This window comes from Paenibacillus sp. FSL L8-0340, assembly GCF_038593145.1.
In the GTDB taxonomy this organism is placed as follows: domain Bacteria; phylum Bacillota; class Bacilli; order Paenibacillales; family Paenibacillaceae; genus Paenibacillus_AQ.
The window spans coordinates 5,477,866-5,498,231 of sequence record NZ_CP151967.1 but is presented as its reverse complement, the minus strand read 5'-3'; the positions used below and the strand labels follow the sequence as shown (position 1 = coordinate 5,498,231).

Genomic DNA, 20,366 nt, shown 5'->3' with positions numbered 1-20,366 from the left:
TTGGCGTTAGTTGGTGTTTCATAGTATAAGTGTAGCTAAAAATTTGATTAAGCTAACGGACAGGATAATGCTGGTACATGCCGAATTTACTTATGTTAACAATGATTGATGGGGGGCAGTTCATGGAAGGAAGCGAATTGTATGTTTATCACATTGTCACCAGAAGTAAGATGGACATTGGGCAGATAATTAGCTTTGACAAAAACAAAAAAAACACCTTATATCACTTCTTTTTTGAGAAGGAGCAGTTGAATTCCAAAGGTGAAGACTTTATTCAAATATTACACCGTCATTATACAAATGACGGCGTTAAGATGGATAAAGAGAATGCAGATGTAGCTATTAGATATGTGGAACAAACAATCAGAGCTACTAGAGAAGTAATAGTTGAAATGGTCAGATTGCAAGAATATCCTGAATATCCTTCACGATTGTCTTGCTTATACGCTGCTAAGAGCTATGAAGACGCTCTGAAATGGAAAGAGCTTTTCGATTCTTATCATCGAAAAGTTTTGCAGATCGTTAAACTTCGGGTTACTGGGAATATCTTTGAAGGTGACGGTAATCTTTTACCAAAGGAAGATGGAATTCCTTTCTCCCGAAAAATCGAACAGGCCAGAGAATACTGGAAAGGCAATATAAATAACGAACTTCCTGAACTGCTGATTAATGGGGAAATCGAAGTAGTAGAAATTATTGATGAATTCTCTACTTAATTTCAACAAAAGCGCTGAAAATCCACTTCGCTTACGGGATACGCTAGTTGAATCAGTAGTCTATAACCTCCTATTTGAAGCAAGCTATAATTGCTCTAGTAGGAGGTTTTATATGTATCGGATGGTTTAATTGCAGAGAATACCAAGGATTCCGTAAAACGTAGGTTTTAATCCACCTTGGGGTAGAGGGCGACGAAATCCTACGAATGAGTGAGTATATGTGAGATAAACCCTTAAAACCGGGGGACGGGCAGGATAGTTTAATCGTTTCTCGAATATTTTTATCAGTTGGATAATTTAATGAACTTTGTGAATATAACGTTATCTGAAAGATGCGCAATGATTATTTTTTGAAGGGATGATTAAATTGAAGCAAGGGATATTAGTTTTTTTAAATGGAACTTCAAGTTCCGGAAAGACCTCCATATCGACTGAACTGATCAATCAGAAAGAGATTCTTTTTTATCATTTATCAATTGATGATTTTTTTAATAATTACAATGATTTTATTAACAATAAATTTCCAGATGAACCTCCAAAGGCAATAGATCATCAAGTTGTCTCTCAAATAGTTGATGATTCCATATTCACTGTGTACCATTCGACAATTAAATTGTTATTAGAATTGGGTTTTAATGTAATAGCGGATACCGTAATCAACACTGACAAGAGGTTTAATGAGTTTCTTGATCAATTTTTAGATCAGCCTACGTTATTTACAGGTGTAATATGCTCGAAAGAAGAACTCATAAGAAGAGAGCAAACAAGAGGAGATAGAACGATAGGACTAGTAGATTCACAGTTTACTCAAGTATATTGCTTTGATGAATATGACCTCGAAGTAAATACGGAAAAGATGAATCCAACAGAATGTGCCGAAAAAATATTACGTTTTATTAAGTCCAATAAGGAATACACGGTATTTAAGAAATTAAGTAAAAGAGAGATTAGTGTGGAATAAAAAGGTTTTTCATCAACTTAAATAGAAGTAACAAGTAGCATAGATAATATGCTCAAAATTAAATCAATGGGAGTTGTTTATATTGAATAATAACATTAGGAAGATGATTGCGGTGATATCTAATTAAAAAAAACGGGAGATGAATTGAACTTGAAAAACAGGTTTCCGCGTACGGCAACTTATGATCCTAACTGGATTAACGAAAACAATATGGGCCCTAACCCATTATGGCTTCTTGAAGACCTAGCTAAGGACATGAACCTTGAGAAAGGCATGAAAATCCTAGATATGGGCTGTGGCAAAGCTATCACCTCTGTATTTTTAGCGAGAGAATATGATGTGCAAGTTTGGGCTAATGATTTATGGGTCGATCCTACGGACAACCTAAAACGTATTAAACAATCAGGTGTGGAGGATCGAGTATTCCCCATAAAGGCTGAAGCTCATTCATTACCATATGCAATGGAATTTTTTGATGCCATCATAAGTATAGATGCTTATCACTATTTTGGAACCGAAGAACTCTATTTTTCTTGGTATTTTCAAAAGTTAGTGAAAAGCGGAGGACAAATGGGTATAGTCGTACCTGGAGTAACCAAAGATATTAACAACCAAGGCGACCTGCCTGAGAAATTGAAAAGTCTTTGGAGCAATGATCTATATACCTTCCGAACGTATCAATGGTGGGGAAATCACTGGGATAAAACAAAGCATGTGACTATTGATTTCGCTAATAATATTGTGGATAGTAAGGAGCTTTGGCTTAATTCAAATTGTGATCAGGAATTGCTTGCCGCGGACGAGGAAAATCTTCTTACTTTCGTTAAAGTAATTGCAACAAAATATTAAATAACGAAGGAAGCTGGTCAATCGACCGGCTTCCTTCTGCTTACGGGATGGATTTGTCTAAATAGGATTCAACTAATGGGAAACGTTAGTTCAGAAAACACATCATTAGGCCGCCGCGGACCAATAGGCGACCTCATTAAGCTAACGAGGCAGGATAATGAAAATGTATGTATGGGATATAAAAGTGAAAAATAAACGTTTTTGGATATGTCCATATTCCAATGATGTTTATAATTGGAGGCTAGAATTTATGCAAAGTAGATTAGAACAGGACATTATTTCAACGGCAGAAAGCTTCACAAATAATTTTTCTGATAAAGGGAATTTTGATTTTAGTGTACAAAGCCTACGTAAAGTAGACGATATTCTTGAAGAATTATGTGAGTATGAAATAGATAATGATTCTTTGGATTCTGTTTCTTCTATGGTTGGAAGTTACATTTTCGAAGTAGCAAGAAGGAATTATGGTGGGAATTATTATTGGATACAAGATAGAAAACAACCTGTTTTAATCACTGGTGAGCCAGATTTTTCAATTTCAATTTTTGCTTTCGATAAAGTTAGAGGTAGAATTCAGAATGGGAAAGAAGATGACATACCATATTACTTTGATGGTTATAACAATGCAGTTGAAAAAGGTAAGGAAACAGGGTACAGTGCAACAATTGTTTAAGGTCTATGAGATTAAGCTAATGGGAAACGATACTTGAAATGTTGCCTACGTAATGAACGAAACCAATGTAGGAGGCGAAAAATGGAATACAGTATAAGAGCGGTGAATGAAGAAGATATTAATGGCTTATGTAATATTAGAAATAATAAGGACTTGTTTATTAAGTATTTGAAACAACATGAAAATAAAGAAGTATATTTGGCAGTAGCCGCTGAAGAAAATACAATTCTAGGTTTTGGTGTTCTAAAACTAAAGGGGAATTTATTTCCAAAATTAAGTGACCTTTATGTAGCGGGACTTTATCGAGGTAAAGGCGTCGGAACGGATTTAATAAGATATCACGAGGAAATTGCAAGAAGTCTTGGCTATTCTGATTTAATCGTTAGTGTTGACCCAATAGAAAATCCAAAGATGATAAAGCTCATTACAAAACAAGGGTACGAAGCTATTTCCGAACCATATATAAAAACTGCTATTTTTTTTTACAATGATGATGGGACTACTTATGAGAAAACTTATTCTAGAATTGACTTGAAGAGGTCATTGAGCTAACGGGCAGGATAGTTATAAGGCTTTCAAATTTGAGCGCACATCCGGAAACTTCACCGTTTGTTCATGAAGGGATAAAATGTCACCACCATCGGGTTGGCTTCGCCGTAACCCACCGATGTTTACATCAGATTGCGCCCACCATCCAGAAACAGAGGGATCGGGCGCTTTTATTATTGCGAAAATCGTCGGCTATAAATAAACGCTGCAAACAATGCAAAGTATGCTTGACATAAAGTGCAAAGTAAACTATGCTATTAATGCAAAGTAAACATTGCAAGGGAGTGGTCACTTGAAGACAAGAATTGCGGAACTGCGTAAGCAGCACAAGCTGTCCCAGGAAGAGCTGGGGCTGATCGTAGGCGTTACCCGGCAAACCATCACCTCCCTTGAAACGGGAAAATATGCGGCTTCCCTTGTTCTTGCCTACAAGATTGCTAAGCATTTTGGACTCGCCATTGAAGATGTTTTTGATTTCAGCGAAGTGGAGGAATTGTAATGGACAATTACAAGGTTCAAGTCAAAACTCGCAAGAACGTACTGTCACTGGTAGCTGCTGCCACGCTATTGATCTATGTGGGACTTGTGTTTTACCGCGGTGGTCTGCCCGAATTGCCCAGTTTTATAAAGGGATTTCACACAGGTGCTTTTATCGGCGCTGAATTGTGCTTCGTTTTTTTTCTCGCCAAGTACATTAAAGCCAGCAAAAATGACGCAGAGCTGAAGAAGCTGTACATCGAGGAGAACGACGAGCGGAGTGTAGTGATTATCCAGAATGCCAGCTTGCTCAGCATAGTCATGATTCTCGTAGGTCTGGCCATCGCTTCCGTGATTGCGGGTTTCTTCAATTCCTTGATATTCTACACCTTACTGGCTACCCTACTATTTGTTTTGATCGTATTTTTTTCCGTGTGGAAGTATTACACAAAAAAACATTAAAGGTTAAATCGAAGCGGAAATCGCAAGAAAAACCACCGTCGTGCCGTAAAGCTAGATTCGGTGGTTTTACACACTAATCTAGCTGTATAGTTTTTTATCCCCCTTGATTGTATTTAAAGCATATTCTGAATAACTGTTAATGAGGGCTAGTTTTAGGACAGATCTCTTTTATTATATTGGAGCTTTGGGAGTTATATCTTCGAAAGTTTAGCTGAGTGAAATGGCCAATAAGAAAAATCGTTCATTGGAGTATCAACATTTGCAGTCAGCGATAGGAAAACACGATTGAACTAACTGGAAACGCTAGTTTAATACAGCGGGCAGATTAAAACCTCTCCTTAGAAGCAAACTAGATTTAATAGCTTCTAAAGTGGAGGTTTTGTTATGAACTTAAATGAGTTGTGGAGTTTGTATGAGGCTGACAAACGCATTCAAGGGTTCAGTCCAAAAACATTAAAAGCATACGCCTTACAGCACAAGATGTTAGTGATGGAGCTAGGCAATCTCGATGTCACAGAGGTAACGTTAACCATACTGAAGGAGTACTTGGCAAAGCAAGCAGTTCGTTTGAAGCCAAACAGCCTTGGTCATCGAATTCGTTTTATTCGTTCTCTTTTCCGGTATGCTTATGAAGAGACGTATCTGACTTCAAATCCTTCTCTAAAATTAAGAGAACCCAAATTAGATAAGCGCATTCCTAAGTTTTTGATTGAGGAAGACGTCATACACTTGAAAATCTCATGTCAGTCACTCAGGGAAAGAGCACTGCTTGAGTTTCTCTACAGCACCGGCTGCCGGGTTGGGGAGGTAGAAAAAATCAACATCGAAGACCTAAACTGGGAGAACTGCTCAGCAATCATAAATGGCAAGGGATCGAAGCAAAGAGAAGTTTACTTTACGACAGAGTGCAAAGTATGGTTAAAGAAGTACCTGGCCAGCCGTGAGGATTCCTGCAAAGCCTTATTTGTTACCGATACGCATCCAACAAAACGAATGGCTATACCTACGATTAGGTGGGCAATAAAACGGCTTGCAGATCGGGGAGAACTTGAAGTGAATGTGTACCCGCATCGCTTTCGACATACTTATGCATGCCAACTCCTTGATAATGGTGCTCCATTAGATTTCATTCAAGGAATGCTCGGTCATGAGAAGGCATCGACCACTCAAGTCTACGCACAACTCCGCGGCGAACGTCGGAGAGAACTTTATCGACGATACTTTTAGTTTGTAATGGCGACGGATCAGCTTTAGAATTCGTCGCTATTCAACTAAATGCCACGTTAGTTGCAACGACGATGTTATACTTGGATTAGTAATTAAGTTCACCATAGCTGCAGCCGTGCTTCCAGTATCTTAGTCATCTGTTCGACCATCTCTTCTGGCGTATACGGCATGGATTCGACGATCCACCATTCAATCAACCCCGTAACGGAAATAGATAAGAATTGCGCCATCACATCTCGATGGATACCCGTTTCCAGATTCATGTAGTTCACCACCACGGTGATATTTCCCTTAATGAACTGTGTCATACGATGTCTGAAAGTTGGACTGCCTTTGTTGGTCATTAACACGCGGTAGATCGATGCATGCTCTTTCAGATACGTGAATGCACGAATCAGCAGCTCCCGGGATAGTTCAGTGGCTACTCTTTCCTCCTGTAAACAGCTGTCAACAAGCATCATCAGATACGTCTCCACGCTCTGTTCCAGCAGGTCATATTTGTCTGTGAAATGCAAATAGACTGTTCCGCGGTTGACATTGGCCCGATCCGCAATCCCTTGAATGGTGATCTTCTCAAAATCCTGCTCCTCCAACAACCCGATGAACGCTTGCATAATCATTTGTCTTGATCGCTCGATGCGTCGATCCATGTTTTCCCCCTCTTTCTTGAACATATCCAGCTTTCGTTGTTCATTTCTCAACAAAAGCAGTTACGATTAGCCATTGCGCTTGCTTTAGTTCCAATGATACCTTGATTGTAGTACACAGGTGTTATATATTCAACATCTGTTAATTGCATGGGGAGGGGACTATATTGAACATACTTGTGTACGGAGCAGGTGTGCAGGGAAGCTATTTAGCGCACGTCCTAGTTCGGGGCGGTCATGATGTGACCGTGTTGGCAAGAGGAAAGCGAGCGGAGGAACTGGAAGAGAAGGGAGTGGTCATCCGGCATTACTTTCAGCGCAAGACAACCTTCGATCCGGTTCGTGTGATTCGTACACTTGAGCCGGGTGACTTGTATGACTTGATCTTCGTCATGATGAAATATTCGGACTTTGGGGCTGTGCTGCCGATCCTCGCGAACAACGATAGCCGCAATATTATACTGGTTGGCAACAATATGGATACTTATGCTATGCAGGACTATTTGAAGGCTGGGCGGTCACCCAAGCAGGTCGCATTTGGATTCCAGACTACCGCTGGTATTCGTGCCGATGGGCAAGTCATTTGCATCCGTGGCGGCCATGGGCAGATGATCATCGGGGGATTGAACAGCCCCATTCCGTTCCGCTCCCTGCTGGAGCAGGCATTCAAGCGAACCAAGTACAAGCTCAACTATCATGATCAGATCGATGACTGGCTAAAAAATCACATGGTGTTAGTCGTGCCAATGAACATGGTCATTCTGTTCCATGGCTTCCAAATGAAACAGGTTGTTCGTGACGACAAGAGATTGCGTCAGTTGGTGGCGGCGATGGGGGAGGGCTTTCACGTACTGGATTCATTGGGTTACCCGCTGACCCCGGTGGGTCAAGCATCTTGGATTATCCGGTATCCACGCTTAGTTCGCTGGGCCCTAAAGCTTTTCTTCTTGCTCCCGATTAGTCGGTTGATTGATGGGACGGATGTGGAGCTTAATGCGTTGAATTACACATTCGCCGAGTTGAGGACCAGGTCGGATGTGCCTACGCCGAACTGGGATGCTTTGGAGGGGGAGCGGATTATCCAATCGTAGTTGCTGCGATTTGCTGCCCCCGCTATTGGAGTAGGAATCGAATAGATACAAGAAGTAAATTAGAAAAAATTCGTGATGCTCAAAGAAAATAACTAAGTATGCCGATTCGAAGTCAGCCCCTAAAAACACGATTGAACTAACGGGATACGATAGTTCAATAAACACACCAAGACAAGGCTGCCGTGCATAATCGGCGGCCTTACACTAAAGGGCAGGATAGTTGAATGATTTCGCGAATAACTTAAGTCATGACGAATTTACGAGGTTCGCAAAATAGACGTTAGCCGAAAGAAGTTCTTAGTTTAGGAGGAGTCTATATGATATTAGAAAAAGTTATAAATAGAATTGTAATACAAAGTGAATATAAGGATTTTGTTGATAAGTATATAGATAATATACTTACCGAATTTAAAGGTAAGATTCATAGCATTTATATGTGTGGCTCGATTCCAAAAGGAACTGCTAAACCTTTTAAGTCAGATGCAGACTTTACTATTGTATGTGTAAATCCCAGAGATATTGATTACGAAAGATTGTCAAATATTAAAGACAGGCTTTTGGAAGAATATCCAGTAGTAACTAAGATTGATACGATAATTTGCTCGATTGACGATGTATTAAGTAAACCAAATGAGTGGGGTTTTTGGGTAAAGATAATTTGTGTTTGCATATATGGTCATGACGTTGGTGAAAAGGTACCACCGATAATTATTTCTCCAGAGTTCATTTTAGACTTAAATACAGAGACCAGGGAGGAAGTAGATCGTATACATAGTTTACTTTCTAATGCTAGTGATAACACAATGAAAACTAGATATATTAAAGGTTACTCTAAGAGATTAATTCGTGCATTATACTCTTTGGTTTTAGAAGATACAGGTGTATGGCAAGATGACATTATTAAGATGAAGAATGCCATATTAAACTATTGTGAGATTGACTCCGCTTTAGTTGATTATCTGTATGCTTGTTGCTTGGATAGTAATGTACTTGTTGAAGAGTTTCTGGGAATTGCAGATGAAGTATGTAGCTATTTTGAGAACGCCTTAAATGCAGTGGCTGCTTCCAGAACTTCCTTTGGCTAACACCATATTGACGCTCCGGGTCACTCTGAGAAGCGAGTGACTACATCCAGCCCCCTAAGCCCGTCGGGACGTCCCTGCATTAGGTGTTCGGCAAGCCTCACAACTATAAGCAGCGACTCTAATTAAAACATAAGACTATTGAGCTAACTGGGAACTTTAGTTATATACATTAATGAGCAGGTGCTACGGTAGCCTGCTGTTTTCATTGAAGTAACGGGCAGTATAGCGCAACATTGATTTATTTTTAACGTCCTAATTAATGGTATAATTGTCATGTCTTAAAAAGCTCTAGAGTAATGGTTATTAACCATACTAAAAGGGGGTATTCATGACGTATTCAATTTCAAATATACAATCCACGAGTTTATCAATGTCATTATTAGTGATACTTTTAGCCTTAATAGATCTAACTATAAAGAAGTATTTCATTGTAGTAGATTTAAATAAGATCTCGGATACTATTGGAAAGAATATCAATAGGTGGGTAAAAGGACTACTTGCTGTCATTAGTTTTTGTATTTTCTTCTTCGTTTTGGATACAACGAATATCAACTCACTTAAGTGGTTCTGGTTAATATTATTTATAGTTGCCATGGGACAACATGCGTTTATCGAATGGAGGTATTTGAAAGGCTCAAAAGAATACGTTATTTCACTTATTAAATTAGCAGTCGGATTAATATACATTTTAATTTTTATTTTCTAAAATTATTGGTTTTTATCGTTTATTAAGATGGCTTACTTGAGTAAAAATTGATTGAACTACTATGAAATCGCCTGGTAGCCTTTTATTGCAGCTTTATATAGATCAAGAGCGTTCTGGTTTAGTGATGGTAGTGGAGTAGCCTAGTCCTTTAAGTCTGCTTAAAGCATGTCGCACAATGGATTGTTCTCTTTGCTTATCGAAGTAGTCTTCCCCTAGATCAAAATACATTTCATTTACGAGTTAGAAGGTAATAGGAGATTCTCAACATGGCATGGGCGACTACTATTCCTGCTTTTCCTTCCTTTCCGTGCTGCTGTACGCCTATACAGTGCGCCAAGGTAATTCTTAGATCCTTTTACGGAATGAGCAGCTTCGGTTAAGCCTGATCTTAAATATTTGTTGCCCTTTTTGGTTTTAGCCAAATTCCTTTTGGACGCACTTTCGTTATGGCCAGGAACAAGTCCTGCCCAGGAACACATATGAGCTGCGCTTGGAAACTGGTTTTTAATATCTGTACCGATTTCAGCCAGGATTTGTTCGGCCATTCGTGTTGATATGCCTGGAATTGAGTCTAATCGTTCGATATCTTCTTGGTAAGGATTTACTCGCTGTGCAACTTCTTGATCCAACATATCAATTTGTTGAGTTAGAAAGTCGATGTGAGTTATGGAGGGCAAGTTCAAGTTCGTCTTTTTTTCGTTTTAGTGTTCGAAGGGCCATGTTGGCCAGTTGCTCAGGATCATCTATACCTTCAGCAATCGCATAAAGCATGCTTTTAGAGGAAACTCCCATAATATCTGAGACAACGGAACCAAGCTTAATATTAGCTCCCTCTAATACTTTTTGGATTCGATTATGCTGTCTGGCTCGTTCTTCGATGATACTCCGACGATAACGAACAAGCTCTCTTAACTCACGTTGATTACGGTCTGGAATGAAACTGGCTTTAATCAGTCCGTGGCGAAGGAGTTGGCAAATCCATTCTGCGTCTTTAACATCGGTTTTGCGACCAGGCACAGCTTTCATATGCTGGGCATTAACAACCAGAAATTCGATCTCTTCAGCCTCAATTAAATTTACAATAGGTTTCCAATAAACACCTGTGCTTTCCATGGCGACATGAGTACAGCTGTGCTCCTTAATCCAGTCCACTAACTTAAGAAGAAATACAGTTTTAGTTTACATCCACGCCATTCAACCTTTCTACGGCATCATGATTGGAGACTGGTGCAACAACCAGAATAGGATTAATCTACTATGAGTTCTTCCCAGCGGGAGCAACATTCAGTGGTGCACCGTGGTCGTTGGAGTCAGACTAACGGATGGGCTCTAATCGCACCATAGTTCATCGACCTTCCTCTCCCAGCCGTACTTCCAGTATAAAATACCGAGCTAAAATTTTCATTCTCTGTGGTGCAGCGCTGATTTTGCGCTGCATGGTTGGCTAACGGGCAGCTGAAGATTAATTACGGGGGAATCGTACCATAAATGGACAAAAACCCAAGCGTCACAACAGGATGCATACTTAATCTAAATAACCTTAAATAATCTTATGGCGTAGAGCCCAGCGTAAGCGTGTATCTTCATGGTACTTTGTTTTTTTTGGGTTTCCTTCCGCTCGGAAAATAGTCAGATCACTCAGTTTGATGACAAAAGACCAGAGGGTATCAAATTGAAGCTCCTTGCCGTACTGACAAACAAATCCGCATTTGCCGGATAGGATATCCTGCGCAAGTTGCAATGGATCTTGAGCTTGAGCCAATTGTTCTGTCAGTGAATGTTGAACGGTATGATATCGCGTTTGGGTCGAATACCAGTTTGGTTCAGGGCGTTCATCCAGAGCTATCATGCGAGTATCTATAAATTGATTTGTAGCAATGATAAAACACTGGCCAGGTTTGGGCCTACGAGTAACAATGCTTTGCGCGCAACATTCTACTACAGCCATATCCCCGCTTCGATCGGCAAGGATGATGTTCTGTGCCGTGCTCAACGGTAGCTCCTGTAGAAGGTGAATAGCTTCTTGAACATTTCGTGCTTTCTCTAATAGATAACGTACAATCATAAGGAAATTTAACCCCGGCTTGGTCTTTCCGGAAGCGACGAAGGTCATTCCTACAGCAAGCCCATGTTCGTTCACCCCGTCTTCTTTTCCGATGAGGGCGTCGCCTTGACCAATGAACGTGTACCCGGACGTTGGTCGGTACAAGCAACTCTCCGTGGTACTTTTAAACTGCGTAAACATGTCATGATTACGGGCAAAGATTATCTCCTCTCCCACTTGGAAACAGAAGCAGGTACATCCGTAGGACTCACCAAAGACCCCGAGATTAAGTAAAAAAGCGGCAAATGTGTCATATGAAATTCGCAAGCCGTCAGCCATACCGCGAATTTCTTCAGTAATTTCAGGGTATACGGCTTTACAGATCGCCTCCGACTCAAGTCCATATCGAAGCTGCTCCTCTTCAAGCTTGAAGAACCCATCGAATTGGACTCCTTTCTTATATAATAGGTTTCCATAATGATTTCCCAACTCATAATGATTTCCTTGCAGACGCGGGTGATACATTTTATAACACTCCTCTTTGTTTTTATGTCTTGATCATATAAGGAGAGAAACCTATTTTCTTGATAAATAATGCTATGATATAGGAAATAGGCAAGTCACATGGAGGAATCGTTATGGAGTACATCGATGCGATTATGTCAGCTGTGCGGTATATTGAAAACCATCTTACCCAAAAAGTAAGAGTCGCAGATATCGCGAAGCATGTTGGATACTCCAACTACCATTTCCAAAGACTATTCCATCAGGTAACCTCACAGACGATCGGGCAATATATGATGGGCCGCAAGTTGACAGAGGCTGGGAAACTCCTCCGCGAGGGACAGTTTCGAGTAGTGGATGTTTCTTACCAGTTCGGGTTCGAATCTCATGAGGCCTTCAGTAGGGCGTTTAAAGCACGGTTTTCCGTTAATCCGCACCAGTGGAAGCAGAAATCTCTGTTTATACCGCCCAATCTATTTAAAGAGGAAATAAGGGAAGACTATTTGAAACATCTTCAACAACTGGAACCCGAGAATGTAGAACAAGTACGACTGAATGGGCTTGAAATTCGTGGTTATCAGTCAGCTGATAGCTCGGTGGGAAGCATATATGAATGCTGGAATCGGTTGTATCAGGTATGTCTTGATTTCAGCACCCCTAAATATGGATTGATTCAATACCCTTTTTCTATGGAGGGGAAGGCTGCCTTTACGTACACCGCAGCGGTAAAACACGATTTAACTAAGGCAGCAGAAGATCAAGTAACGCTTCAAATTCGGCCAGGAAAATACCAGGTTTTCTGGCACAAAGGGGAACTAGAAGCATTGCCCTTTACGTATCGTTATATTTACGGAACATGGTTGGTAAAGCACAATGTTACGTTGTCGGGCGGTTTTGATTTTGAGTATTATGGTGGGCGGTATATAGGGGAGGATGCAAAAAAGGTAGAAGTAAAAATTTATATTCCGGTTGAAGAGGGATAAAGATCATGATCAAACCGCTCAGACTAGGGAGAAGTGAAAAGACTGGCAAGGCATTGGATTGTGTTTTTGGCATTAGCCCCGGAAACTGGGTATGGGAAAGCAGTACTTTAGTAACATAATCAGCCACCTTGGTTCAACTAACGGGCAGGATAATGCAACTATTTTGTGTTTATTTGGTCTATAAGAATACACGTTGGAGAAAGGGAGGGAATAGCAATGAAAAATAAAAAGTGGGCAATATTTGTTATAGTTACACTTATCATTGTATCTTTGACTGGTTGTTTTGGCTCGAATAAGAACAATGACTTTTCGGAAATAAGTAAAAGCTTAGCCCAGCATTCTAACCAATTGAATGATGAACAAGGCGTAACGTTAGTGGGTTATGCAGCTGACCAAAAAGAGAATGTGTTCAAAATTGGAATAGGCTATGACTCCACATTAACTGAAGAAAGATTAACAAAAGTCATTAATGATTATCTGTCTAATTCCCTCTCGGCAATACAGGAAAGCGACTGGCATCAGAGACTCACGCCTTATAACCTGATAATAGAACGCATAGGAGAGGTTAAATCTAACTTCCCCATCATTGCACATAAAAATGAGGGGGAGTCCGATTTGACCTGGGTGAAAACTGAAGATAATTAAAGATTCTGTTTTAAAGGCCGCTTCCGCCAAAGGAGTGGGCTTATGTTTATATTGAGATGCAAACCTTGTGGTCAAAATAATATTGTGCTTAGATACATTACGGTGAACGGAATCATAAAGAGTGTGAAGTCGTGGAACTAACGAGAAACGATTGCTGAATAAAGAGCGATGGCAGCCGGCCAAGACGATCGGCTGCTTTTTGTCATTAAGATATCGGGCAGGATAGCGAGAATACCTTGGCGAAATAAAGACTGATTCGTGTACCAAAGGAGCGATTGAAATGAATACGACTGAATTAAGAAAATTCGTAGATGAGAAGAAACCGTTTGAGGAAGCAAGGGAAGGTTTAAGATGATGTACTAAGTTTGATAAATATTCCATCCTTCGGTAGAAGATTAAACAAACGAGAAACACTAGCTCAAGCATGCTGGCAGATTAAACCTTCCTTTAGAAGCAAACCTAGATGGTTTAAGCTAACGGGAGGATAGTTTAATTATGCTTGTTTTATCCTGGTCATATTGTCTATCCATCGTGGTATTATTGAATGCAATAAACAAACAAGGTGAATTTACTTCAAAAGAAATAGTGTTTTGCTACTTATCACGTATCGCAAAATATGATCAGGATGGCCCTCACATAAATTCCATCATGGAAATTAACCCCGATGCCATTTTCATCGCAGAAGCACTTGATATAGAACGTCGGCGGAATGGGAGTAGAGGACCTTTTCATGGCATACCGGTTCTCGTTAAGGATAATATCGAAACCGGAGACAAGATGCGGACCAGTGCGGGAGCTTTAGCACTGGCACAGCATGTAAGTACGAGCGACGCTTTCCTGATTCGCCGATTAAGAGAATCGGGAGCCATCATTTTGGGCAAGACGAATATGACAGAATGGGCCAACGGTATTTCCTCGACAATGTGGGCAGGTTATAGTTCAAAGGGGGGGCAGGTCGCGCACCCTATGGTGACTTTTTCGTAGGCGGATCCAGTACGGGATCTGCAGCTGCGGTGGCCATGAGTTTTGCAGCAGCGGCGATAGGCACAGAAACCTCCGCTTCAATTCTGAGTCCATCCATACAGATGTCTATTGTCGGCATCAAACCGACCGTAGGCTTAATTAGCCGCTCAGGACTTATTCCTTTTTCTTATTCACAAGACACAGCAGGGCCGATGGCAAGGACGGTTTCAGATGCGGTAGTTCTACTTAACGCATTAGCTGGGAGGGATGAGCACGACCCAGCAACCTGGCGTAATGACCATGTTATACCGGATTACACACCATTCTTGGACAAGAATGGACTACAGGGAGCGAGAATTGGGGTCTTTTGTGAAGTACCAGATTACCTGCGTGAATCTGGTGAACATAATCAGGAGCTATTTCACCAAGCAGTCTCCGAAATGATAAAAGCAGGAGCCGAAGTAGTAGAAAATATCGACATTCCTTCGTTTCATGGTCCATGGCATTGGAACAAGATGAACTTAGAATTTAATCATGGAGTGGAGAATTATTTGCAGCGTCTCCCGGCACATATGCCGGTTCATTCATTGTCCGAACTCATCAATTGGAATGAAAAGTATGCAGATGCAGCCCTGAAATACGGTCAAGATATATTAGAATTCCGGGAGGGGTTAACCGATCCCTTGAAAAATAAGGATTATATCATGGAATCTATTATGGATTTATATCTAGCCCAGAACGAAGGAATTGATTATGCGATAAATAGTTATCAGTTAGATGCGATAATGTTTCCAGCTTATATTGGAGCGGATATATGTGCCAAAGCTGGTTATCCATCTATTGCTATCCCCGCGGGGTATGGAGCAAACGGCAGACCATTTGGCATTACTTTTGCCGGAAAAGCATTTACTGAACCGGCCTTAATTCGCATAGCTTATTCTTTTGAACAAATAACAAAACATCGCAAAAAACCTATATTCAACTAAAGGGAAACTATATAGGCAACTTCCCATTAGATGAGAGCGATTTAACTAGAGAGCAGTTTAGCAGGGTGAACGGTATGATCTTCTATTAAAAAATAGAGGATTACCATATCACTCCGCCGAAATTTGAAATGTACTAATGACAGATTTCGCTACATTTGTTCTGCGAATCGGGCATATAATTCCAGGAAAATGTGGTGAAAGCTAGAAGATGCGGGGTAAGCGTTCAGCACCATAATAGAAGTGAAATCTATCTAGGAGGACTTCAAATGAGCTATGATTTGATGGTTTTCGAGCCGTCCAGGGCACCGAGGGAAAGGAAGGAGTTTATGGATTGGTTTGAGCAGCAAGTGCAATGGTCGGAAGATCATGAATATAATGATCCTTTTGTCTGCTCAGAGTCGTTGCAGCACTTGTATAGTAAGCTATCGGAGGATTTCCCCAATATGAATGTAGATGATGAAATTTTTGAAGCTATGGAGGAAGCCGGAACTGAAAACCGGTTAACCGAGTACTCGCTGGGCTCCGCCGTCATCTATGCGGCTTTCGCTTATTCCGTAGCTAAGGAAGCATATACTACGATGCGGAATTTGGCTATAAAACACAAGGTAGGGTTTTTTGATGTTAGCAGCAACGACGGCGAAATTTTTTTCCCTGATTGATAATGCCACTTCGATAGTTTTCCAGACTTCCCCCAAGTTTGTTGAACGTAACCATAGTCATTATTTATCTAACAGGCAGGATACTTCGGAATTATTGAAGAAATATATTTGGAACAAACCTAATAGGAGTTTTCGTATGATACTTGCAATTAAGGTAATTAGAGTTTTGCTCTTCGTAATTGTAGTTTTGTTATTTGCTTCATCAATGCCAATCTTTGCAGGAATAACTTTGCTTTTTATTTTTGGACTTTCGAAACTTCTTAAAAAGATAGATTAATAAATACAGGAGACGTTAGCTGTAAGCTAATTGGAGGAGATGGGCATGGACTATTCGAAGCGTCATGTATGGATTGAAGCTGAAATATGGAAAGAAGGTTCATGGGATTGTAACGATTGTAATACAGGGTGAATGCATGAACGGTTCGTATTTTTGGTCCAGTGACATGGTGTTAATTGACGTTATTAGCAGGGGAAAAATTGAACAACTTATAGACCATTTGCACCGTGGTCGTTGGAGTCAGACTAACGGATGGGGCGTTATGACCTACCGCCTGGGGGACCAGACGCCTCTGCCCGGTTTCGACCAGCGCAATTGGCCGAAGACTACCGGGCCGTACGGCAATCGACAATCACGCTGCTGCGCGGGTTGCCGGCGGAGGCGTGGTCCCGCAAGGGCACAGCCAACAACGTAAGCATTACGGCTCGCGCCCTCGCGTACGCCAGCGCGGGACACGAACTTCATCACATGGGGGTCATTCGAAATCGGTACTTGAGTTAGTCGTCCCGAAGACGGGACGGAAGCTGAACAGACAACGCGGCTTTTATGGCATGCTCTGCCCACCCCGTTCGTTCATAGGCTGAAAGGAAGAGAGGACAAGACGGGAGGCTCGTATCTAAGGATGTGAAGTAAACAAAAGAGCAATCTCCATTGAGGTTGCTCTTTTTGTCACGGCTTATCTTGCCTAACGGTGTATATGCAGTTTCTTCCTCCCGCTAAAATGTACTCCCCCCGTTCAATATGAACATTATTTCCTAGAACCGTTTTAAATAAATGTAACTCATTCTTGCATAACCCGGTACATACAGCAGCAGCTTCACAGATCGGACAATGCTTCTCAATGAATAGGAGACTGCCATCATCCTGCGCCTTAACCTCCGCCATATAACCTTCATTTGTTCGTATCTCGGCCAGTTTCTCCAGTTTCTCTCGAACGTCTGATGCATCGCCAAGATGCTGAAGATATTGTTCTTGCATATTTTTATTTCGAACTTCCAGCAGCTTGTCCAGCCCTTCATTACCAAAAGCTTCTTTCATCGAATTGATGAGGCTGACGGATAAATCCGAATATCCGCTTGGGAAAAAACGATTAGCCGCGGGAGTTAATATCCATAGCTTGGTGGGTCGACCCATGGGACGGGCCTCTTCCACATTCGTAACCAACCCTTCTTCTTTCAGCGCATTCAAATGTTGACGAATAGCCATTCCAGACAACGAAAATTGAGAGGAGAGTGCCACAACATCCATTCCCCCTCGCTCCTTTAACAGATCAATGATCGCTCTTCGAGTACTGGTGGAGACATCCTTTTTGATTTGATTTCGGCTCATGGTGCACCTCCTTTTGAAGCAACTTAATCTACATCACTCACTACATTTTAAACAAAAATGTTGACAAAGTCAAAGCCGAACTGTAGCTTAGACATTATAAACATAAATGTTTACTAAGTATCCGGATACGATGTATACATACCAATTTTCTTGGAGGTCACATGTCGTCTAATCATCAAAGTATTTTCAGCCCACGTTATTTTGCACTATCCATAGGGATTATTTTGTCAGTGATGGCCGTTGGATTCGAAGGACTATCCGTAACCACCATTGCTCCTTCGATTGCTGGAGACTTGAACGGTCTTAGCCTGTTCGGGTGGATATTCAGTACCTATCTGCTTGCGCAGATTATCGGAACGCTGGTCGTCGGTCGGATCATAGATAAAAGAGGACCTGCAGCACCGTTCACTTTTGCACTTCTGTTGTTTATCGTAGGGCTGATCGCTGCCGCAACAGCAGGCGATATGTATAACATGATAGGATCACGTGCCCTGCAGGGTTTGGGTGCCGGAGCTATGATGACTTGTGTGTATACGGCAATATCCTTAAGTTACCCGGATGAGTTACGTGCCAAAATACTTGGAGCATTTGGTACAGCCTATGTTCTTCCGTCCATGCTCGGTCCATATGTAGCAGGTCTTATAGCAGATCAGTGGTCCTGGCGGTTTGTTTTCTGGGGGATCTTACCTGTGCTGGTTGTTTCAGCATTGCTTAGTTTACCTGCTTTTAGGAAATTGAAAGTGCAGAATACGGGAGGGGATAGCGGACCTTCATCCACTTGGATGGCGTTACTCTTAACGATGGGTACAGGCATTTTCTTGGTTGGTCTAAGTATGCTTCCGAGCATTATGGGATTTGTATTCGTCATGATTGGCCTCGCATTTATGATATTTCCGCTCCGTAAATTGCTACCGAAGGGAACGCTTACGTTGCGAAGAGGTATGCCAGCGATTCTGGCAACACGTGGGTTGTTCTTCGCTGCCTATACCAGCACACAGAATTTCTTGGTATTGGCTTTAATCGATGTGAAAGGAATTACACCTTCTCAGGCCGGATTAATCGTAGCGAGTGCTGCATTAAGTTGGTGTATAATTGCGTATCTGCAAGGACGGTGGGATGCGGCAGATCAGGGCCGTGGACGTCATATGAGAATTATTCTTGGGGTATTGCTGCTTGCCATAGGGATTGCCATCGTATTTTGGGTACCTGTTGTGACCGTTACCGTTGCAGTTATTGGTCAGATCATCGCAGGAGTCGGTATTGGATTGGCACATCCGATTAGCGGTGTTGTAGCATTTTCCCAAACGGGGGAAGGAGGCGTGGGCCAAACCTCGGCAAATCTGCAATTTGCGGATTCTTTTACACCCGGTGTAGTTATCGGGATTGGTGGTTCCATCCTTGTAGTTTGTCAGGCTGGCGGAATGTCACTGCAATCCGGCTTAATTGTAGCCATGGGTTTCCATCTCTTGTTGATCGTCATGAGTATAATTGCGAGCACTCGGATCTCACAACAATCCATCTAGAATGCGGATCCTAAGAAAGAGGGTGTACCGGTCATTGTCCACTGAAGATACGGAGAAACTTTTTATAGCTTATCGCATCATCGGGACTAAATGGACTATCCATATATTATTCACTCTTTCTTACGGTCCGAAGAAATTTGGCGAAATTTCCCAGAGTATTCCTTCCATTTCGGAAATGATCCTCTCCAAACGTTTAAAGGATCTTCAACATCATAATTTGGTTAAAAGAACAAGTCTGAAACGCCCTACACAATCCATCTATGAACTTACACCAAAAGGAGCTGCTCTCGCTACATTCATACCCTGTTTAATGGACTGGGGTACCAAAAACTAAATGAATGAAGTGTGCATATACCAGTCCTGAAGAAATTATTAAGCTTTTATAGGAGGAATGAAGATGAACATTGAGGTCAGTGATAAAGCATCCGAGAAAATCGCCAAAATCTTATTAAGCGCAAATACCCGACATTCTTTTCTTAGAGTAGGCGTTGAAGAAGGGGGATGCAGTGGATTATCTTATACCCTTGTCTTGGACGAGCAGCAAACAGAGGAGGATATAGTATTCAATAAAGATAAATTCAGTATATTAGTTCACACGAAGAGTATTCCATATATTGATGGTCTTGAAATTGACTATGAAGAAAGCGGAATGTTAGGCGGGTTCACCATGAATAACCCTAATGCAAAAGTTTCATGTGGATGTGGGGCCAGTTTTAGAATGGCCAACTATCGGGGCGAAGTTAAAAAATGTGATTAAACTGCAGGAAGGAGAGAAGAGGAATGATACCATTTGAAGTATCTGAAAAAGCTATTGATTCTTTTAAGGATGAATGGGGTTTGGAAGAGGCCCAATATGTAAGGATTTATGCAAAATATGCGGGTGGAGGCTCAGATGCTTGGATTTTACAGGATGAACTTCTTCAAATTGATTGTAATGAAAATGGCATATTTTCAAACACAATCTCCTATTGAGCATAAAATAAAGAAAGAGCATCTCATTTCAGCGATGA

21 protein-coding genes and 2 pseudogenes are annotated in these 20,366 nt (G+C 41.3%); 18 read left to right on the top strand and 5 right to left on the bottom strand.

Going from position 1 to position 20,366, the window contains the following annotated elements; genetic code table 11:
• Positions 1–122 precede the first annotated feature (122 nt).
• The 8 genes from NST07_RS25120 to NST07_RS25085 all read left to right on the top strand — a co-directional run bounded on the left by NST07_RS25120 (position 123) and on the right by NST07_RS25085 (position 5,914).
• Positions 123–716, top strand: coding sequence for a DUF2441 domain-containing protein (locus NST07_RS25120; RefSeq protein ID WP_342481975.1), 594 nt, complete (start codon positions 123–125; stop codon positions 714–716).
• Positions 717–1,083: 367 nt separating this feature from the next.
• Positions 1,084–1,677: an AAA family ATPase gene (locus NST07_RS25115; protein ID WP_341097747.1), complete on the top strand. Its 594-nt coding sequence runs from the start codon at positions 1,084–1,086 to the stop codon at positions 1,675–1,677.
• 150 nt (positions 1,678–1,827) lie between these two features.
• Positions 1,828–2,526 carry a class I SAM-dependent methyltransferase gene (locus tag NST07_RS25110; RefSeq protein WP_342480349.1) on the top strand — a complete coding sequence of 233 codons (699 nt, stop codon included), beginning with the start codon at positions 1,828–1,830 and terminating at the stop codon, positions 2,524–2,526.
• Positions 2,527–2,683: 157 nt separating this feature from the next.
• Positions 2,684–3,199: a hypothetical protein gene (locus NST07_RS25105; RefSeq protein ID WP_342480348.1), complete on the top strand. Its 516-nt coding sequence runs from the start codon at positions 2,684–2,686 to the stop codon at positions 3,197–3,199.
• A gap of 81 nt (positions 3,200–3,280) precedes the next feature.
• A complete protein-coding gene (locus NST07_RS25100; RefSeq protein ID WP_342480347.1) occupies positions 3,281–3,751 on the top strand; it encodes a GNAT family N-acetyltransferase in 471 nt (156 codons plus the stop codon).
• Between the two features lie 289 nt (positions 3,752–4,040).
• Entirely contained in the window at positions 4,041–4,247 is a 207-nt protein-coding gene (locus NST07_RS25095) for a helix-turn-helix transcriptional regulator (RefSeq protein WP_154118287.1), read from the top strand.
• Positions 4,247–4,687 carry a hypothetical protein gene (locus NST07_RS25090; RefSeq protein ID WP_341095179.1) on the top strand — a complete coding sequence of 147 codons (441 nt, stop codon included), beginning with the start codon at positions 4,247–4,249 and terminating at the stop codon, positions 4,685–4,687. Before NST07_RS25095 ends, NST07_RS25090 begins: the two co-directional genes overlap by 1 nt.
• Positions 4,688–5,071: 384 nt before the next feature.
• Positions 5,072–5,914, top strand: a complete 843-nt coding sequence (locus tag NST07_RS25085; RefSeq protein ID WP_341095177.1) for a tyrosine-type recombinase/integrase — start codon at positions 5,072–5,074, stop codon at positions 5,912–5,914.
• Positions 5,915–6,012: 98 nt separating this feature from the next.
• Here NST07_RS25085 and NST07_RS25080 read toward each other — a convergent pair whose 3' ends face one another.
• Entirely contained in the window at positions 6,013–6,564 is a 552-nt protein-coding gene (locus NST07_RS25080) for a TetR/AcrR family transcriptional regulator (RefSeq protein WP_189029953.1), read from the bottom strand.
• A gap of 164 nt (positions 6,565–6,728) precedes the next feature.
• Between NST07_RS25080 and NST07_RS25075 the strand changes: the two genes are divergently transcribed.
• Complete coding sequence (locus tag NST07_RS25075) at positions 6,729–7,652, top strand: 2-dehydropantoate 2-reductase N-terminal domain-containing protein (RefSeq protein ID WP_342480346.1); 924 nt, start codon at positions 6,729–6,731, stop codon at positions 7,650–7,652.
• Between the two features lie 317 nt (positions 7,653–7,969).
• Positions 7,970–8,737, top strand: a complete 768-nt coding sequence (locus tag NST07_RS25070; protein WP_341095172.1) for a nucleotidyltransferase domain-containing protein — start codon at positions 7,970–7,972, stop codon at positions 8,735–8,737.
• 939 nt (positions 8,738–9,676) lie between these two features.
• On the opposite strand, the gene NST07_RS25065 is transcribed toward NST07_RS25070, so the two are convergent.
• From NST07_RS25065 to NST07_RS25055, 3 genes are all read right to left on the bottom strand, one after another.
• The gene (locus NST07_RS25065; RefSeq protein WP_342480345.1) at positions 9,677–10,075 is read right to left on the bottom strand and encodes an IS110 family transposase; all 399 of its coding nucleotides are present in this window, start codon (positions 10,073–10,075) and stop codon (positions 9,677–9,679) included.
• Position 10,076: 1 nt separating this feature from the next.
• Positions 10,077–10,595, bottom strand: a complete 519-nt coding sequence (locus NST07_RS25060; RefSeq protein WP_341095168.1) for an IS110 family transposase — start codon at positions 10,593–10,595, stop codon at positions 10,077–10,079.
• A 388-nt stretch (positions 10,596–10,983) separates the two neighbouring features.
• Positions 10,984–12,012, bottom strand: a complete 1,029-nt coding sequence (locus NST07_RS25055; protein WP_341095166.1) for a C45 family peptidase — start codon at positions 12,010–12,012, stop codon at positions 10,984–10,986.
• 113 nt (positions 12,013–12,125) lie between these two features.
• Here NST07_RS25055 and NST07_RS25050 point away from each other — a divergent pair, with 113 nt between their 5' ends.
• From NST07_RS25050 to NST07_RS25030, 5 genes and pseudogenes are all read left to right on the top strand, one after another.
• Complete coding sequence (locus NST07_RS25050) at positions 12,126–12,974, top strand: helix-turn-helix domain-containing protein (protein ID WP_341095164.1); 849 nt, start codon at positions 12,126–12,128, stop codon at positions 12,972–12,974.
• 216 nt (positions 12,975–13,190) lie between these two features.
• Positions 13,191–13,619: a hypothetical protein gene (locus NST07_RS25045; protein WP_341095162.1), complete on the top strand. Its 429-nt coding sequence runs from the start codon at positions 13,191–13,193 to the stop codon at positions 13,617–13,619.
• A 495-nt stretch (positions 13,620–14,114) separates the two neighbouring features.
• Positions 14,115–15,568: pseudogene (locus tag NST07_RS25040) on the top strand (amidase family protein).
• Positions 15,569–15,834: 266 nt separating this feature from the next.
• Entirely contained in the window at positions 15,835–16,227 is a 393-nt protein-coding gene (locus tag NST07_RS25035) for a hypothetical protein (protein ID WP_341095160.1), read from the top strand.
• A gap of 536 nt (positions 16,228–16,763) precedes the next feature.
• A pseudogene (locus tag NST07_RS25030) lies at positions 16,764–17,005 on the top strand (DinB family protein); the annotation flags it as partial.
• A 168-nt stretch (positions 17,006–17,173) separates the two neighbouring features.
• On the opposite strand, the gene NST07_RS25025 reads toward NST07_RS25030, so the two are convergent.
• Positions 17,174–17,833 (bottom strand): metalloregulator ArsR/SmtB family transcription factor, encoded by a 660-nt coding sequence (locus NST07_RS25025; RefSeq protein ID WP_341095158.1) that lies wholly within the window; start codon positions 17,831–17,833, stop codon positions 17,174–17,176.
• Between the two features lie 161 nt (positions 17,834–17,994).
• Here NST07_RS25025 and NST07_RS25020 point away from each other — a divergent pair, with 161 nt between their 5' ends.
• The 3 genes from NST07_RS25020 to NST07_RS25010 all read left to right on the top strand — a co-directional run bounded on the left by NST07_RS25020 (position 17,995) and on the right by NST07_RS25010 (position 20,328).
• Complete coding sequence (locus NST07_RS25020; RefSeq protein WP_342480344.1) at positions 17,995–19,356, top strand: MFS transporter; 1,362 nt, start codon at positions 17,995–17,997, stop codon at positions 19,354–19,356.
• A gap of 397 nt (positions 19,357–19,753) precedes the next feature.
• Positions 19,754–20,113 (top strand): iron-sulfur cluster assembly accessory protein, encoded by a 360-nt coding sequence (locus NST07_RS25015; protein WP_341095155.1) that lies wholly within the window; start codon positions 19,754–19,756, stop codon positions 20,111–20,113.
• 23 nt (positions 20,114–20,136) lie between these two features.
• On the top strand, positions 20,137–20,328 hold the full coding sequence (locus NST07_RS25010) for a hypothetical protein (protein ID WP_341379329.1): 192 nt from the start codon (positions 20,137–20,139) through the stop codon (positions 20,326–20,328).
• The last annotated feature ends 38 nt before the right edge of the window (positions 20,329–20,366 follow it).